Raw genomic sequence first — 15,705 nt, 5'->3', positions numbered from 1 at the left:
GTTTATCGCCCTGGAATTGCCTTAATGACGACGGAAAATATTCATAAGCACCGTATTTTAATCCTCGATTTCGGTTCGCAGTACACCCAGCTGGTCGCGCGTCGCGTGCGTGAACTGGGCGTTTACTGTGAGCTTTGGGCGTGGGATGTGACTGAAGAGCAGATCCGTGGCTTTAAGCCGAGCGGGATCATCCTCTCTGGCGGCCCGGAAAGCACCACCGAGCTTAACAGCCCGCGCGCGCCGGAATATGTGTTTAACGCTGGCGTGCCGGTACTGGGCGTGTGCTATGGCATGCAGACCATGGCGATGCAGCTGGGCGGCAAAGTAGAAGGCTCCAGCGAGCGTGAGTTTGGCTATGCGCAGGTGGAAGTCAGAACCGACAGCGCGCTGGTGCGTGGCATTGAAGATTCCGTCAGCGCTGCGGGCCTGCCGCTGCTGGACGTATGGATGAGCCACGGCGATAAAGTGACCGCCATCCCGTCTGACTTCGTTACCGTTGCCAGCACCGAGACCTGTCCGTTTGCCATTATGGCGAACGAAGAGAAGCGTTTTTATGGCGTGCAGTTTCACCCGGAAGTGACCCACACCCGCCAGGGCCTGCGTATGCTGGAGCGTTTTGTGCGCGACATCTGCGAATGTGAAGCGCTGTGGACCCCGGCAAAAATTATTGAAGATATTGTTGAACGTCTGCGTGAGCAGGTAGGCAACGATAAAGTGATCCTTGGCCTTTCCGGCGGCGTCGATTCTTCCGTCACCGCCATGTTGCTGCATCGCGCCATCGGCGATCGTCTGACCTGCGTATTCGTGGATAACGGTCTGCTGCGTCTGAATGAAGCGGAGCAGGTAATGGATATGTTCGGCGATCATTTCGGCCTGAATATTATCCATGTGCCGGCAGAAGCGCGCTTCCTGGATGCGCTGGCGGGCATTGATGAGCCGGAAGCCAAACGTAAAACCATCGGCCGCGTATTCGTTGAGGTCTTCGACGAGCAGGCGACCAGCCTTACCGAAGTGAAATGGCTGGCGCAGGGCACCATCTACCCGGACGTGATCGAATCCGCCGCCTCCGCCACCGGCAAGGCGCATGTGATTAAATCGCACCACAACGTAGGCGGCCTGCCGAAAGAGATGAAGCTGGGTCTGGTTGAGCCGCTGAAAGAGCTGTTCAAAGATGAAGTGCGTAAGATTGGTCTGGAGCTGGGTCTGCCTTACGATATGCTTTATCGTCATCCGTTCCCGGGACCGGGCCTTGGCGTACGTGTGCTGGGCGAAGTGAAGAAAGAGTATTGCGATCTGCTGCGTCGTGCCGACGCCATCTTTATTGAAGAGCTGCGTAAAGCCGATCTCTACAACAAGGTGAGCCAGGCCTTTACCGTCTTCCTGCCGGTACGTTCGGTCGGCGTGATGGGCGACGGTCGTAAATATGACTGGGTGGTATCGCTGCGCGCAGTAGAGACCATCGACTTTATGACCGCGCACTGGGCGCATCTGCCGTATGAGTTCCTTGGCCGCGTATCCAACCGCATTATCAATGAAGTGAACGGCATCTCGCGCGTGGTTTACGATATTTCTGGTAAGCCGCCGGCCACGATTGAGTGGGAATGATTTAACGTCCTGCCTGACGCTGTCAGCACGCTATTGCTAAGCCCGCATCATGCGGGCTTTTCTATCTCCGATCACTCTACGCCGCTTACGGCTTTAGCTGCCGCCATTCCATACCTTCTTCAGCCAGACATAAACCAAAGGCATGGTCTGCATCGACATTGTGTTTTACACTGCGCGCTGCAAAAATTAGGTAGATAAAGGGCTAACCAGGCGGTAATGGCGATGAAAGGAACGATCACGACGTGGTTTGAAGATAAAGGTTTTGGATTTATCAAAGATGAAAACGGTGATAACCGTTATTTTCATGTGATTAAGGTCGCCAATCCTGAGCTGATCAAGAAGGATGCGGCGGTGACTTTTGAACCCACTACCAACAACAAGGGCTTGTCAGCCTATGCGGTAAAAGTCATACCGGAAAGCAAATACATCTATATCGCGGGTGAGCGGATCAAGCTCACGGCGATCAAGTCTTATCTGGTCTATAGCGAAGAAGTGCCGGCCGATACCCGCATCGATAAAGAAAATACGGTGCTGTCGGTGGGCGGACTGATGAACAATATCAGGCCGAAGCCCGCAGCTAAGCCGGGTGACATGCGCTCGGTGAAAAAACTGGCGATTACCACTTTTCAGGGAACAATATTCACCTTCTCGGAAGATGAGATAGACGTGGAAGAGACGGTAAAACTGCTTAAGCTGAAATAGCAGCAACCACAGACAGAGCGCTTAACCCCCGGGGACAACATATGAATAACGAGATACCGCTTAAATATTATGACATCGTGGATGAGTATGCGACGGAAACGGCAAAGCCGGTCAGCGAGTCAGAACAGGACTCGCTGGCGCGCTATTTCCAACTGCTGCTTACCCGTTTAATGAATAACGAAGAAATCAGTGAGAGTGCGCAGCAGGAGATGGCCGATGAGGCCGGTATTGATGCGGAGCGCATCGATGAGATAGCGATATTCCTGAATCAATGGGGCAATGAGTAACGCCTCCTGACATTATTCGCACACGACGACAGGGTGAATATCGCCGTGTGCGTGGCGCAGGGTAGACAGATAAACTCTCAGTTCTTGTTTGTCATCAAAATTAGTTTAAATTTCAGCTTTCAGGCTGCTCCAGCGCCATCGGCCGCAATCGCTTTTTAATCCGCCAAAAGTAAAACACCGTCAAGATCGCCAGCCATACCAGACCGGCGATCAGCGCCAGACGGGTCTCCGCCACCGCGCCCAGCACGCCGATTACCAGTAGCATAAACAGCAGTGTGATAACTGGCGCTACCGGCCAGCAAGGCACGGGAAAACGGATCTCCTGACGCTGCTGTAGGGTTAGGCTGCGGCGCATGGCAAAATGAGATAACAAAATCATCAACCATACCCAGAGGGTGGCGAAAGCTGCCAGCGAGGCGATAAGCACGAACACCTGCTCTGGGATCAGATAGTTAAGCACTACCGCCGTCAGTAACGCTACCGTCAGCACCACTACCGTCATCCAGGGCACGCCGTTACTGGCGATACGCAGAAAGCTTTTCGGCGCCATGCCTTCTTTCGCCATGCCATACATCATGCGTCCGGCGCCAAAGATATCACTGTTGATAGCCGATATCGTCGCGCTAATCACGATGATGTTCAGCACGCTGGCCGCGGCAGGCAGCCCCAGCCCATCAAAAATCAACACAAACGGGCTGCCCTGCTGACCAATGCTGTTCCACGGGAAAATCGCCATCAGAATAAACAGCGTACAGACGTAAAACAGGATAATACGCAACGGAATAGTGTTAATCGCCTGCGGGATCACCTTCTGCGGATCGCGTGCTTCCGCCGCCGTAATCCCGATAATTTCAATGCCGCCAAACGCAAACATCACGATGCCCAGCGAGGCGATTACGCCGCCCAGGCCGTCCGGCGCAAAGCCGCCATGCGACCAGAGGTTTTCTACGCCGGTAGCGGGGAAACTGTGCCCAAAACCAAACAGGATAACGCCGGCGCCAGCGATAATCATGGCGAAGATAGCCGCGACTTTGATCAGCGACAGCCAGAACTCCATTTCGCCAAACACCCGGACATGACACAGATTCAACGCGCCGATAAAACAGATGATGCTTAATACCCAAATCCAGCGCGGCACGTCCGGATACCAAAGCCCCATATAAACGCCGAAAGCGGTCACGTCCGCCAGGCAAACGATGATCATCTCAAAGGTATAGGTCCAGCCGGTGATAAAGCCCGCCAGCGGTCCTAAATAGTGGCGGGCGTAGCTGCTGAATGAACCGGAAACCGGATGACGCACCGCCATTTCGCCCAGCGCGCGCATAACGATAAATACCGCGGCGCCGCCAGCCAGATAGGCCAGCAGCACGGCGGGACCCGCCATCTGAATCGCGGCGGCAGAACCATAAAACAGCCCGGTTCCGATAGCGGAACCCAGCGCGATAAAGCGGATGTGGCGCGCGCTGAGTCCGCGCAGCAGATGTGACGTAGGTTGTTGCATATCAAGGCCCTGAAAAGAGTGGAATATGCGCATGGCTGCCGGGAAAGTTTTTCCCGGCAGAGCAGAAAACAGCGGTTACAAATGGCTGGGCAGTACGGCAGGCAGCAGCGTCGTCAGGTGACGAGCGCTCAACAGCTCAGCGGCGCGCTCTATATCTGGCGCAAAGAAACGATCCTGGGTGTAATGGCTAACCTGTTCACGTAACAGATGGCGCGCCTTTTCCAGCGATGGGCTGGTTTTCAGTCCCTCACGTAGATCGATGCCCTGACAGGCGGCAAGCCATTCTACAGCAATCACGCCGCGCGTATTGGCGGCCATTTCCCAAAGACGTCGCCCGGCGGCGGGCGCCATAGAGACATGATCTTCCTGATTGGCGGAGGTAGGCAGGCTGTCCACGCTGTGCGGGTGCGCCAGCGCTTTGTTCTCGCTGGCCAGCGCGGCGGCGGTCACCTGTGCGATCATAAAACCAGAGTTAACGCCGCCGTTTTTAACCAGGAAGGGCGGCAGCTGCGACATATGTTTATCCATCATCAGCGCGACGCGCCGCTCGGACAGAGCGCCGATCTCGGCGATCGCCAGGGCGATATTGTCTGCCGCCATCGCTACCGGCTCGGCGTGGAAATTGCCGCCGGATATCACCTCATTTTCATCGGCGAACACCAGCGGATTATCAGAAACCGCGTTCGCTTCGATTAACAGCACCTCTGCGGCCTGGCGCAGCTGCGTCAGGCAGGCGCCCATTACCTGCGGCTGACAGCGCAGCGAGTAGGGATCCTGCACTTTGTCACAGTTCTGATGCGACCTGGCGATTTCGCTGCTATCGGTCAACAGCTCGCGGAACAGCGCCGCCGTATCGATTTGTCCCCGCTGGCCGCGCGCCTGGTGAATACGCGCATCAAACGGGCGGCGTGAGCCGAGTACCGCTTCGGTGGTTAACGCGCCGCATACCACCGCTGAAGCAAATAAATCCTCCGCTTCAAACAGGCCGCGCAGCGCGAAGGCGGTAGAGGTTTGGGTGCCGTTAAGCAGCGCCAGCCCCTCTTTAGCGGCCAGGGTGATCGGCTCCAGCCCGGCTTTTTTCAGCGCTTCCGCCGCGGGCAGCCATTCTCCCTGATAACGCGCTTTGCCTTCGCCCAGCAGCGTTAGCGACATATGCGCCAGCGGCGCCAGGTCGCCCGAGGCGCCCACCGATCCTTTGGCGGGAATGAGTGGATAGACCTGTGCATTCACCAGCGCCATCAGCGCCTGAATTACGCCAGGCCGAATGCCGGAAAAACCGCGCGCCAGACTGTTGATTTTCAGTACCATCATCAGGCGAACCAGACTATCGTCCAGCGGTTCGCCAATGCCCGCCGCATGGGAAAGCACCAGCGAACGCTGAAGATTTTCCAGCTCTTCTGCGGGTATGCGCGTCTGCGCCAGCAGGCCAAAACCGGTATTGATGCCGTAGGCGGTGCGGCCTTCGGCCAGGATCGCATTAACGCTGCTGACGCTGTTGTTGATCGCCGGGATCGCGCGCTCATCCAGCGTTATGCGCACCGGCTGGCTGTATATCTCACGTAGCTGGGCAAGCGTGAGCGTGCCGGGGTTAAGAATGAAGTTCATATCAGCGTTGCTCCTGGGTAGCGGCGATCATCGGCAGGTTAAGATTTTGCTCTACCGCGCAGTTGATAGCGATGTCGTAACCGGCATCGGCATGGCGCATCACGCCGGTGGCCGGATCGTTATGCAGCACGCGAGCGATGCGCGCCGCCGCCTCATCGCTGCCGTCGCAAACAATCACCATCCCGGCATGCTGAGAAAAGCCCATGCCCACGCCGCCGCCATGGTGCAGGGAGACCCAGGTCGCGCCGCTGGCGGTATTCAGTAGCGCATTCAGCAGCGGCCAGTCAGAGACGGCGTCAGAGCCATCGCGCATTGCCTCGGTTTCACGGTTTGGACTGGCCACGGAACCTGAATCCAGATGGTCGCGGCCGATGACGATCGGCGCGGAAACCTCACCGCTGCGTACCATTTCGTTAAACGCCAGGCCCAGTTTCTGCCGCCACTGCAGACCTACCCAGCAAATGCGTGCCGGCAAGCCCTGGAAGCTGATACGCTCGCGCGCCATATCCAGCCAGTGGTGCAGATGCTTATCCTCTTTAATCATCTCTTTGACTTTGGCATCGGTTTTATAAATATCCTGCGGATCGCCGGAAAGGGCGGCCCAGCGGAACGGACCGATGCCGCGACAGAACAGCGGACGAATATAGGCAGGCACAAAGCCGGGAAAATCAAAGGCGTTGGCGACGCCCATTTCTTTGGCCATCTGGCGAATGTTATTGCCGTAATCGAAAACCGGAACGCCCATCTGTTTAAATGCCAGCATCGCGCGCACGTGGTCGGCCATGGAAAGCTTCGCCGCCTCGGTCACCGCCTGCGGCTCGGTCTGCGCTCGCTGCTGATACTCTTCCCAGCGCCAGCCCGTGGGTAGATAACCGTGCAGCGGATCGTGAGCGCTGGTTTGATCGGTCACCATATCCGGGCGCACGCCGCGCTTAACCAACTCAGGCAGCACCTCCGCCGCGTTAGCGCACAGCGCCACGGATACCGCCCGGCCTTCCGCGGTGTATTTTTTGATGCGATTGAGCGCATCATCAAGCGAGTCGGCCTGCTCATCGACGTAGCGCGTACGCAGACGAAAATCGATGCGGCTTTGCTGGCATTCGATATTCAGCGAGCAGGCGCCGGCCAACGTTGCCGCCATCGGCTGCGCGCCACCCATGCCGCCGAGGCCAGCGGTCAAAATCCAGCGCCCCTGCAGGTTGCCCTGATAATGCTGGCGACCCGCCTCGACAAAGGTTTCATAGGTGCCCTGCACGATGCCCTGACTGCCGATATAGATCCAGCTTCCGGCGGTCATCTGGCCATACATGGCCAGCCCTTTGGCATCCAGTTCATTAAAATGCTCCCAGCTGGCCCAGTGCGGCACCAGATTGGAGTTGGCGATCAGTACGCGCGGCGCATTTTCATGGGTTTTAAACACGCCGACCGGTTTGCCGGACTGAATCAATAGCGTTTCGTCGTTTTCCAGTTTTTTAAGCGTGGCGACAATGGCGTCATAGCAATCCCAGTTGCGGGCCGCCCGGCCAATACCGCCGTAAACCACCAGCTCGTGTGGGTTTTCCGCCACGTCCGGATCGAGGTTATTCATCAACATACGCAGCGGTGCTTCGGTAAGCCAGCTTTTGGCATTGAGCGTGGTTCCTCGTGGCGCGCGGATCTCCTGCTCGCGGTATTTGCTTTGCGACATCGCGGTCAACTCCTGACGGTTGCATTCAATAAATTATCTGGCCCGGAGGGGCGAAGCAGATAAGGACTGCAAACACATATACTTGTATATACAAATGCGCGCAAGCGTCCTTTTAACAATTAAGACACAATTAAAACCATTAGAAATCAACGGATTAAATAAAGCGACAGAATGACAGCGTTAAGGAATGGGTGTTTTTTTCTATATTTATCAAGGCGTAACCAGCAAAGAAGATTTTAAAGGAATTTGCGTTAGCTATCACGGATTTCACAGCCTTTTTACACAATTTTCGTCGGTAAGTTTGACCGGCGTTAGGACATAAAATGTCCCTGTAGGCGATAGCGCGAACCGGGAAATAACAGGCGGGCGTGGGAAACGATATGCTGTGTCGACCAGGTGCGGCGGTGGATGAGCAGGCACGGCTCGCTGTCATCAATATGCAGGAGCTGCTGCTGCTCGGGCGTTGATTTAACCGCTTCGACGATATGTTCACCTTCGGTAAGCGGCGCGACTAATGAGAGATAAGCGTGGGGGGTGGTGGTAGTGAAATCCTGTTGCAGATAATCCGGCGCGACCGCCGCGTTAACGCAGCGATCTTCAATTTGCACCGGCACGTCGTTTTCAAAGTGAACCATCACCGAATGGAAAACCGGTGTGCCTTCTTCCACGCCCAACGCGGCGGCCTGGGTAAAATCCGCCTCGATCTGTTCAAGTTTCAGCACCTGACAGCGGTGCTGATGATGGCGCGCGGTAATTTCATCCGCAATGCTACGGATCTCAAACAGCGCCGACTGGCCTTTAGGTTCCGCTACAAACGTGCCTACGCCCTGCAGACGCACCAGCAGCCCTTCATCAGTCAACTCCCGCAGCGCACGATTGATGGTCATCCGGCTGAAGCCAAACTGTGCCACCAGTTCCGCTTCGGAAGGAATGCGATCGTGAGGTCGCCATACGCCAGCGCTGATTTGTTTACTGATGGCCTGTTTGACCTTCGCGTAAAAAGGCGCGGGCGCGCTGGCGGCGGTTGACCGGGATCGGGATGGAAACATGTGAATATTCCTTACGGCTGCCTGGCTGGTGGGGATAAGTATACCCAATTCCATCCGGGATTCAGTAATTTATCCCCACCAGCGTATTACCTGCCAGGCGAGGCGCGCCGCTACGCCAGCCCCATGTCCCTCCCGATCGCGCGAGGGATTAAACTCCACCAGATCTACCGCCTGCAGTTTACCGCTGCGGCAAATCGGCGCCAGCAGCTGCAGCAAGATCGCGCAGGGAACACCGAGCGCGGCGGGCGCCGAGACCGCCGGCATTTCCCATGCCGGCAGCACATCCAAATCGATAGTCAAATAGATGCGATCCAGATCCGCCATAAATTGTTCAAGCTGCGCAATGGCCTCCAGCGGCGCGCTCAGGCACTGCATATCCTCAACGATCGTCACGTTGCGATAAGCCGCTTCATCCAGCAGCGCCTGCGTATTCGCCGCCATGCTCAGGCCGCAGCAGGCGTAACGGAAATCACGCTGCTGGGCTGTGCAATGGCGCGCCAACTGGCGAAACGGCGTGCCTGAGGTGGCCTGCGGCGCAGAGCGTAAATCAAGATGCGCATCCAGATTGATAATGCCCACCTTTTCCTGCGGGAAAGCATCCAGCACCCCAAGGCCGTGGCCCCAGGCGGTTTCATGACCGCCGCCTAGCACCAGCGTGCGTTTTCCGGCGCGCTGGCAGGCCAGCACCGCTTCACGTAGCGCCTGCTGCGCCTGTTCCAGATCCGTCTGCTCAATGACAACATCACCTACATCGCTCAGGCGCCGGTGTTCCGCGTGGCTGGCCATATTAGCCAGTGCGCGCCGCAGTACCGTAGGCGCCTGCGCGGCGCCGGTGCGTCCATGATTACGCTTAACGCCTTCATCGCAGGCAAAGCCTAACAGCGCAATATCGCCGGGCTGCTGTGCCGGACTAAAGGTGCTGCTGCAGGTAATGGTCTGGAACAGGCGCAGGGCGTTATCGGCCTCTGCGGTATCATCTCGCCCTTGCCAGACTGTGGAAGGGGTGGGCCGCCACTGTTTCATCGTACGCTCCCGTGAGTGATATACCCGCGAAATATCCGGGCGTAAAGCGGATTGCGGCCCGGCTCGTAAATTATTTCCACCGGCTGTTTCACCTGCCAGAGAGCGAGATCGGCGACAAAGCCCGCCTTAAGCTGACCATGACTATGTTGGCGACCCAGCGCCTGCGCCGCATGACGGGTTACGCCATTCCAGGCCTCTTCCGGCGTCAGGCCGAACTGAACGCAGGCCATGTTCATTGCCAGATGCAGGCTGGCGAACGGGCTGGTGCCAGGGTTGTAATCGGTGGCGACAGCTATCGGTACCTGATAACGGCGTAGCGTTTCTATCGGCGGCGCCTGCGTTTCACGCAGAAAATAATACGCGCCGGGCAGCAGCACGGCGACCGTGCCGCTGGCGCGCATCGCCTGCACGCCGCGCTCATCCAGATATTCCAGATGATCGGCTGACAGCCCCTGATAACGGCTTACCAGCTGGGCGCCATCCAGTAACGAGAGCTGCTCGACGTGGCCTTTCACCGGGATGCCGTAACGCTGGGCGCTGGCAAACACCCGCTCGCACTGCTGCGGCGTGAAGCCGACGCTTTCACAAAAAATATCTACCGCCTCAAACAATCCTTCCTGCCATAGCTGCGGTAGCAGCGTGTCGCAAACCAGGCTGATATAAGCCTCTTTATCATGGCGATATTCCACTGGCGCGGCATGGGCGGCAAGCAGCGTCGGGCTGATCTCTACCGGATGCTGAGCCGCCAGCTGGCGTGCCACTCGCAGCATTTTCGCCTCATTCTCCAGCGTCAGCCCGTAGCCCGATTTTATCTCCAGAGTGGTGACGCCCTCATTAAGCAGCCGTTGCAGGCGGAGTATCGCCAGTTGCAGCAGATCGCTTTCACTGGCCTGTCGGGTGGCGGCAACAGTGGCGTTAATGCCGCCGCCCTGCGCGCTGATCGCCTGATAAGAGACGCCGTTCATCCGCTGTTCCCATTCAGCGGCGCGGTTACCGCCAAACACCAGATGGGTATGGCAGTCGATTAAGCCAGGCGTCATCAACTGCCCTTTGGCATCGTGGACGATACCGCCAGAGGTTGTCGCCGCCGGTAAGATAGCCAGGATATGGCCATCGCGGATCACCAGATCGTGATCGTCCAGCATGCCATAGGGCGTTGCGCGATCGGGATCGAACGTTGCCAGTCTGGCATTGCGCCAGACGATGTCGTTAGCAGCGAGCAGCACGGTTTACCTTCTACTTGTCATGAATTGTCTATACATTTATTTTCACTACAGAGAAATTGTCAATAAAACCCTGTCGGAATGTTGGCTATTTGTGATGGCTAACGGACAACAGCAAAGCGGTACAGCGTGAGGCAGGGCGGAAGGCCGATAAAAAGCCTGCATTTGCAGGCCTGTTGAGTAAAGGTGGCGGGTGGCGCGGTGTGGGATCAGTGCAGCAGGAATAGCGTTGCCAGGCCAAGAAAAATAAAGAAGCCGCCGGTATCGGTCAGCGCGGTAATCATCACGCTGGAGCCAATCGCTGGGTCGCGTTTCAGCTTCGTCATTACCAGCGGGATCAGTACGCCGGTCAGCGCCGCCAGCAGCAGATTCAACATCATCGCCAGCATCATTACGCCGCCCAGCGCCGGGTTGTCATACATCAGCCAGGTAATTCCGCCCATGATACTGCCCCAGACGAGACCGTTGATAAGCGCCACACCCAATTCGCGCATAAAAAGAAAGTTAAAGTTGCCCGGCTCCACCTGATGCAGCGCCAGCGCACGCACGATCATAGTAATCGTCTGGTTGCCGGTATTACCGCCGATGCCCGCCACGATCGGCATCAGGGTTGCCAGCGCCACCAACTGGGAAATTGTCTCCTCGAACAGGCCAATCACCCGCGAGGCGATAAACGCCGTACAGAGGTTAACGGCCAGCCAGGCCCAGCGCGTGCGCACAGCCTTTCTGACCGGCGCAAACACCTCTTCTTCCTGACTCAGGCCGCCCATCTTACGGATGTTGCTTTCGTTTTCTTCGTTTACCAGGTCAATCACGTCTTCAATGGTTACGCGGCCAATCAGCTTGCCCTGCGCATCAATCACCGCAGCTGAAATCAGGTTATAACGCTCGAAAGCGCCGGCGGCATCTTCCGCCTTATCATCCAGACGGAAAGTATTGGGCCGATCGTTCATTATGCTAAAAACCGGCGTATCGGGCTGGTTCAGCAAAATATCGGTGAGTGGCAGCTCACCTAGCAGCACATTCTGTTTATCAGTGATAAACAGCTTATCGGTGCCTTCCGGGATCGCGCGCCTGCGCCGTAAAAAGCGCTGTACCGTCCCCAGATCGACATCGGCGCGTACGGTAATGAAATTAAAGTCCATGATGCGGCCAACGCGATCGCGGTCGAAATGCACCACGTTCAGTACGCGGGCGCGCAGCGCGGGATCCAGCTGAGTTAGCAGCCGTCCGGTCAGGTCACGCGGCAGGTATTTCGCCAGATAAGCCTGATCGTCAATATCCAGCGGCGCGATCGCCTGCAGGATATCTTTATCGCTCATTACTTCGGTCAGGCTCTCCCAGACCGTTTCTGATGCTTCTACCAGCACCTGGCCACGGCGAGCATTATCCACCAGCTGCCACAGCGCTTGGCGCTCATCTTCTGGCAGGGCTTCAAGAATATCGGCGATATCCGCCGCGTGCAGTAGCGCAAGATCTGCGCGCAGACTATCAATCTGCGCCGTTATTTCTGCCGACGGCGGCGAAGGTGCCTGCAATAGGCTTTCCACCAGATCCGGCTCATTTAGTAGAAGCGTCAGAATACGGCTGCGGGTATCGGCAAGCTGTCGGGCTTGAGATTGAGCGGGGGATACAGACATAAAAATTCCCTTGTGTCTGGAAGCATGGGCCAGGTAAGCCCACTGTTTTACAGGCATGGAGAGAGGGTAAGTTGTCTCAGTTAAGGCAACTTAACGCTCGCGTCATTACTCTTTGCTGACGGGCTGGATGGTCATGGGCAGCTCAGCGTTCACCTTCTTATCCTGATGGTGCTGGAACGCGCCGGGCAAAACAAACAGCAGACGACCAAACAATATGATAAAGCTGATTAACAACACTATGCGGGTCATTCGGCCAGTTTTACGGCTTTTGCGCAATGAGGTGATGCTATTCACGCAGGGACTCCTGTAGCAGGCCCGAAGGCGGAGAAACAATTTAGGCACAGCGTTATCGGCAGGTCAATGTCGTGCCGCAGTCTGATGCGCAAATCTACCCGAAATAACCCGTACGCAGGTGAAACAACAGACGGGCTGAGCGGGTTTTAATAAAGATGTTTGACGCATATCAAATCTGAAAGCCTGATGGAACTTAGTATGAGAGCGGTTTTAGCTTTATGCAGCATTTGCTGCGCGCTTTATCATTCCTGAAGAGGCCATTCTTGTTTACCGCACATAATATGCCATCGTTCAGTCAATTCCGCCGCAGCTGGTGGGGCGTGCCTTTATGGCTGGCGCTGTTGCTGATGCCGCTTTCCGGCGCGTTATCGGTCAAGCTGCAACTGCCTGACGGTCCGGTTTATCTGCTGTTTTTGCCGGTGACATTAACGGTAGCGTTGCTGATGGTATTTGACTGGGCGGCACTGCCTGGCATTACGCTGGCGCTGCTGTGGCGCTACTTAACCATTTTTTCGCCGAGCCAGGCGCTGCTCTCTTGCGCCCTGTTTATCGTCGGCATTAGCACCTGCTGGCTGGGCTATCGTATCTGGGCCGGGCGGCAGTGGGGCACAACGCCTGGCACACAGGGCACCGACCGCATGCGCCTGTTCTGGATCGGCTTTCTGTTGCCGACGCTGCTGGTCTTTTTATTGCAAACGTTGGTAACGCTAAAGGCCATTCCCGCCGAGCTTTCTATTTTTAACCGCAATCCGCTGACGCTGCGCACGCTGATTAACTATCAGGCTATTTTGCTATCCTGCGTGGCGATCCTGCCGCTTTACTATATGGCGATCCGCTGCTTTCGCCACGCACGCTACTTTTCCCGTCAGGTTAACCTGCTGCGCCAGCAAATCGCAGAAAGCGTAACCCACACGGAAATCAGAGTCTGGCTGCTTTGGCTTACTCTGTTGGTGGCGTTGCTGATGATTCTGCATAGCGAGGTAAAAAATCAGGTCGCCGGCGATTTTGCCCTGTTGCTGTTGCTGCCGACCATGCTGTGGGCGGCAGCCCGTTTTGGCTATCTGCTTTCCACGCTGGCGTGGTCGCTGGTGCTGATATTGCTGTATCAATTTCGCACCCAGCCAGAGCTGTCGTTACATTTGGCGCTGAACACCACCAATCTGCTGGTATGGTCGCTAATCCTCTATTTTATTGGCATCAACGGCGTACGCCAGCGTCGGCTGATTAAGAAATCACGCGAGGCGGCGCTGGTCGATCCGGTGGTGGATCTGCCTAATCTGCGCGCGCTGAAAGCGATCCTGGAACAGCAGGCTTCCTCCACGCTCTGTTTTTTACGTATTCCCGATCTCGATCGCCTTAGCCGAACCTGGGGGCTGGATCTGCGCGTTGAATATAAGCGGCGGCTGGCGGCGCATTTACAGCCGCTGTTGCAGCCTAAAGAGAACATTTACCATTTGCCAGGCTTTGCGCTGGCGATGCGGCTGAATAAAGCCACCCATGAAGAGCGAATCGATCAGATTAGCATCCGCATCGGCCGCTACAGCTTGCGCTGGCAGGGGTTGCCGCTACAGCCCGCTATCGGCATCAGCTATTGTCACGTTGTGCCGCCGATTAATGATCTGCCCCGGCTGCTGGGACAGCTTAGCGAGATGGCCGAGGTTTCCCTGCACAGTCACCAGCCGGAGCATTTGCAGCAGGAAAATATCAACGCGCTGCGGCAGACGAAAGAGAAACTGACCCAGCTGGAGGAGGTCCAGCAGGCGCTGGATAACGAACGCTTTGTGATGATGGCGCAGCGCATTGAGGGGCTGCGCGGCGATGATTACCATGAACTGCTGCTCCGACTGGTTAATTCGCAGGGCAAACAGCTGGCGCCGGAGCGCTTTTTACCGGTCGTGCAGGAGTTTGGCCTGACATGGGAAATGGATCGCTGGGTACTGAACCATGCGCTGAGCTTTATCGATAGCAGCCGCACGCGTTTGCCGGCGATGCGCTTTGCCGTCAATATTCATGCCGCCAGCCTGTTCCGCCCGCATTTTGTCAGCGAGCTGGAACTGTTGCTGAAACAGCATCAGGTGGAGCCGTGGCAGCTGATACTGGAAATCAGCGAGGCCGCGGAAAATATGAATTTCTCTGCGGGCTATCGCACCGTTCATCGTCTGCGTCGGCTGGGCTGCCGTATCGCGATTGATCACTTTGGCACAGGTTATGCCAGTTACCTGCAACTGAAAACGCTGCAGGCCGATATGCTGAAAATTGACGGCAGCTTTATCCAGAATATGCTGCACAGCCCGCTCGACTATCAGATCATTGAATCGATCTGCCGCGTGGCCCGGCTGAAACGGATGCAGATAGTGGCGGAGTGCGTGGAATCCGAGGCGGTAGCGGCGGCGCTGCGCGGGCTGGGCATCGATTATTTGCAGGGCTTCGCCATTAGTGAGCCGCAGCCGTTAAGCCTGTTGGCCGAGAGCTGATTACTCCGCCGGGGCCTTTTTCGCCAGCAGCGTCGCGAAACGCAGGCTGATGCGGTTGCCGTGTTCATCCGTCCGGTGCAGCTGGCCGACATGCTCGTTATATTTGATGATCTGCCATTGACGGTAGTAGTGGCTTAATTCACCCGATTTAAAGGTAAAGGGAAAGGCGATGGGGCAGGGATAATCTTCCGTATCCATTGCGGCGACAATCAGGTTATAGCCGTTTTTAACCGTGCTGGCTTGCATATCGGCAATTAGCTGGGGAATGGTTTCCGGCTGTAAAAACATCATCACCACGGTGGAGAGCACAAAATCATACGCGCCGTTAAAGCGCACGCTGTTGAGATCGGTCACCTGCGTTTCAATTTCGCTGAGCCCTTCGGCGGCGATGATCTGATTCAGCCGCGCAATGCTTTGCGGGTTTTTATCCCAGGCGGTTACTTCAAACCCTTTCATATTCAGCCACAGGCTGTTGCGTCCGCTGCCGCAGCCCACATCCAGCGCTTTGCCTGGCGTCAGAAAAGGTAATGCCGCCACCACTTCGGAGTGAGTGGCGCTCAGCTGATATTTTTCAGTAAAATAGTTATCCGGGCGTGTGGTCATTTTTTTATATCT

Annotated in this window: 13 protein-coding genes; 4 read left to right on the top strand and 9 right to left on the bottom strand. The window is 56.4% G+C overall.

The window, feature by feature from the left end:
* Positions 1–24 precede the first annotated feature (24 nt).
* The 3 genes from guaA (at position 25) to K6958_RS15015 (ending at position 2,594) form a co-directional block, all read left to right on the top strand.
* Positions 25–1,605 carry a glutamine-hydrolyzing GMP synthase gene (guaA, locus tag K6958_RS15025; protein ID WP_249891886.1) on the top strand — a complete coding sequence of 527 codons (1,581 nt, stop codon included), beginning with the start codon at positions 25–27 and terminating at the stop codon, positions 1,603–1,605.
* 216 nt (positions 1,606–1,821) lie between these two features.
* The gene (locus K6958_RS15020; protein ID WP_249891885.1) at positions 1,822–2,307 is read left to right on the top strand and encodes a cold-shock protein; all 486 of its coding nucleotides are present in this window, start codon (positions 1,822–1,824) and stop codon (positions 2,305–2,307) included.
* A 41-nt stretch (positions 2,308–2,348) separates the two neighbouring features.
* Complete coding sequence (locus K6958_RS15015; RefSeq protein WP_249891884.1) at positions 2,349–2,594, top strand: DUF2543 family protein; 246 nt, start codon at positions 2,349–2,351, stop codon at positions 2,592–2,594.
* A 112-nt stretch (positions 2,595–2,706) separates the two neighbouring features.
* Here K6958_RS15015 and K6958_RS15010 read toward each other — a convergent pair whose 3' ends face one another.
* The 8 genes from K6958_RS15010 to K6958_RS14975 form a co-directional block, all read right to left on the bottom strand.
* Positions 2,707–4,095, bottom strand: coding sequence for an amino acid permease (locus tag K6958_RS15010; RefSeq protein WP_249891883.1), 1,389 nt, complete (start codon positions 4,093–4,095; stop codon positions 2,707–2,709).
* A 75-nt stretch (positions 4,096–4,170) separates the two neighbouring features.
* Positions 4,171–5,700, bottom strand: coding sequence for a histidine ammonia-lyase (gene hutH / locus K6958_RS15005; RefSeq protein WP_249891882.1), 1,530 nt, complete (start codon positions 5,698–5,700; stop codon positions 4,171–4,173).
* A gap of 1 nt (position 5,701) precedes the next feature.
* On the bottom strand, positions 5,702–7,387 hold the full coding sequence (gene hutU, locus K6958_RS15000) for a urocanate hydratase (RefSeq protein ID WP_249891881.1): 1,686 nt from the start codon (positions 7,385–7,387) through the stop codon (positions 5,702–5,704).
* A 311-nt stretch (positions 7,388–7,698) separates the two neighbouring features.
* On the bottom strand, positions 7,699–8,436 hold the full coding sequence (locus tag K6958_RS14995; RefSeq protein WP_249891880.1) for a histidine utilization repressor: 738 nt from the start codon (positions 8,434–8,436) through the stop codon (positions 7,699–7,701).
* A 69-nt stretch (positions 8,437–8,505) separates the two neighbouring features.
* Entirely contained in the window at positions 8,506–9,459 is a 954-nt protein-coding gene (hutG, locus tag K6958_RS14990; RefSeq protein WP_249891879.1) for a formimidoylglutamase, read from the bottom strand.
* Positions 9,456–10,685, bottom strand: coding sequence for an imidazolonepropionase (gene hutI, locus K6958_RS14985; protein ID WP_249891878.1), 1,230 nt, complete (start codon positions 10,683–10,685; stop codon positions 9,456–9,458). Before hutI ends, hutG begins: the two co-directional genes overlap by 4 nt.
* Positions 10,686–10,891: 206 nt before the next feature.
* The gene (gene mgtE, locus K6958_RS14980; RefSeq protein WP_249891877.1) at positions 10,892–12,322 is read right to left on the bottom strand and encodes a magnesium transporter; all 1,431 of its coding nucleotides are present in this window, start codon (positions 12,320–12,322) and stop codon (positions 10,892–10,894) included.
* A gap of 105 nt (positions 12,323–12,427) precedes the next feature.
* Positions 12,428–12,616: a YfgG family protein gene (locus K6958_RS14975; RefSeq protein ID WP_249891876.1), complete on the bottom strand. Its 189-nt coding sequence runs from the start codon at positions 12,614–12,616 to the stop codon at positions 12,428–12,430.
* Between the two features lie 263 nt (positions 12,617–12,879).
* On the opposite strand from K6958_RS14975, the gene K6958_RS14970 reads away from it, so the two are divergent.
* Complete coding sequence (locus K6958_RS14970; RefSeq protein ID WP_249891875.1) at positions 12,880–15,090, top strand: sensor domain-containing phosphodiesterase; 2,211 nt, start codon at positions 12,880–12,882, stop codon at positions 15,088–15,090.
* Here K6958_RS14970 and tehB read toward each other — a convergent pair whose 3' ends face one another.
* Complete coding sequence (gene tehB, locus K6958_RS14965; protein WP_249891874.1) at positions 15,091–15,693, bottom strand: tellurite resistance methyltransferase TehB; 603 nt, start codon at positions 15,691–15,693, stop codon at positions 15,091–15,093.
* Positions 15,694–15,705: the final 12 nt, after the last annotated feature.

Source organism: Mixta hanseatica (genome assembly GCF_023517775.1).
GTDB lineage: Bacteria > Pseudomonadota > Gammaproteobacteria > Enterobacterales > Enterobacteriaceae > Mixta > Mixta hanseatica.
Note: the sequence above shows the minus strand (reverse complement) of the source record. Positions and strands in the feature narration are given on the sequence as shown.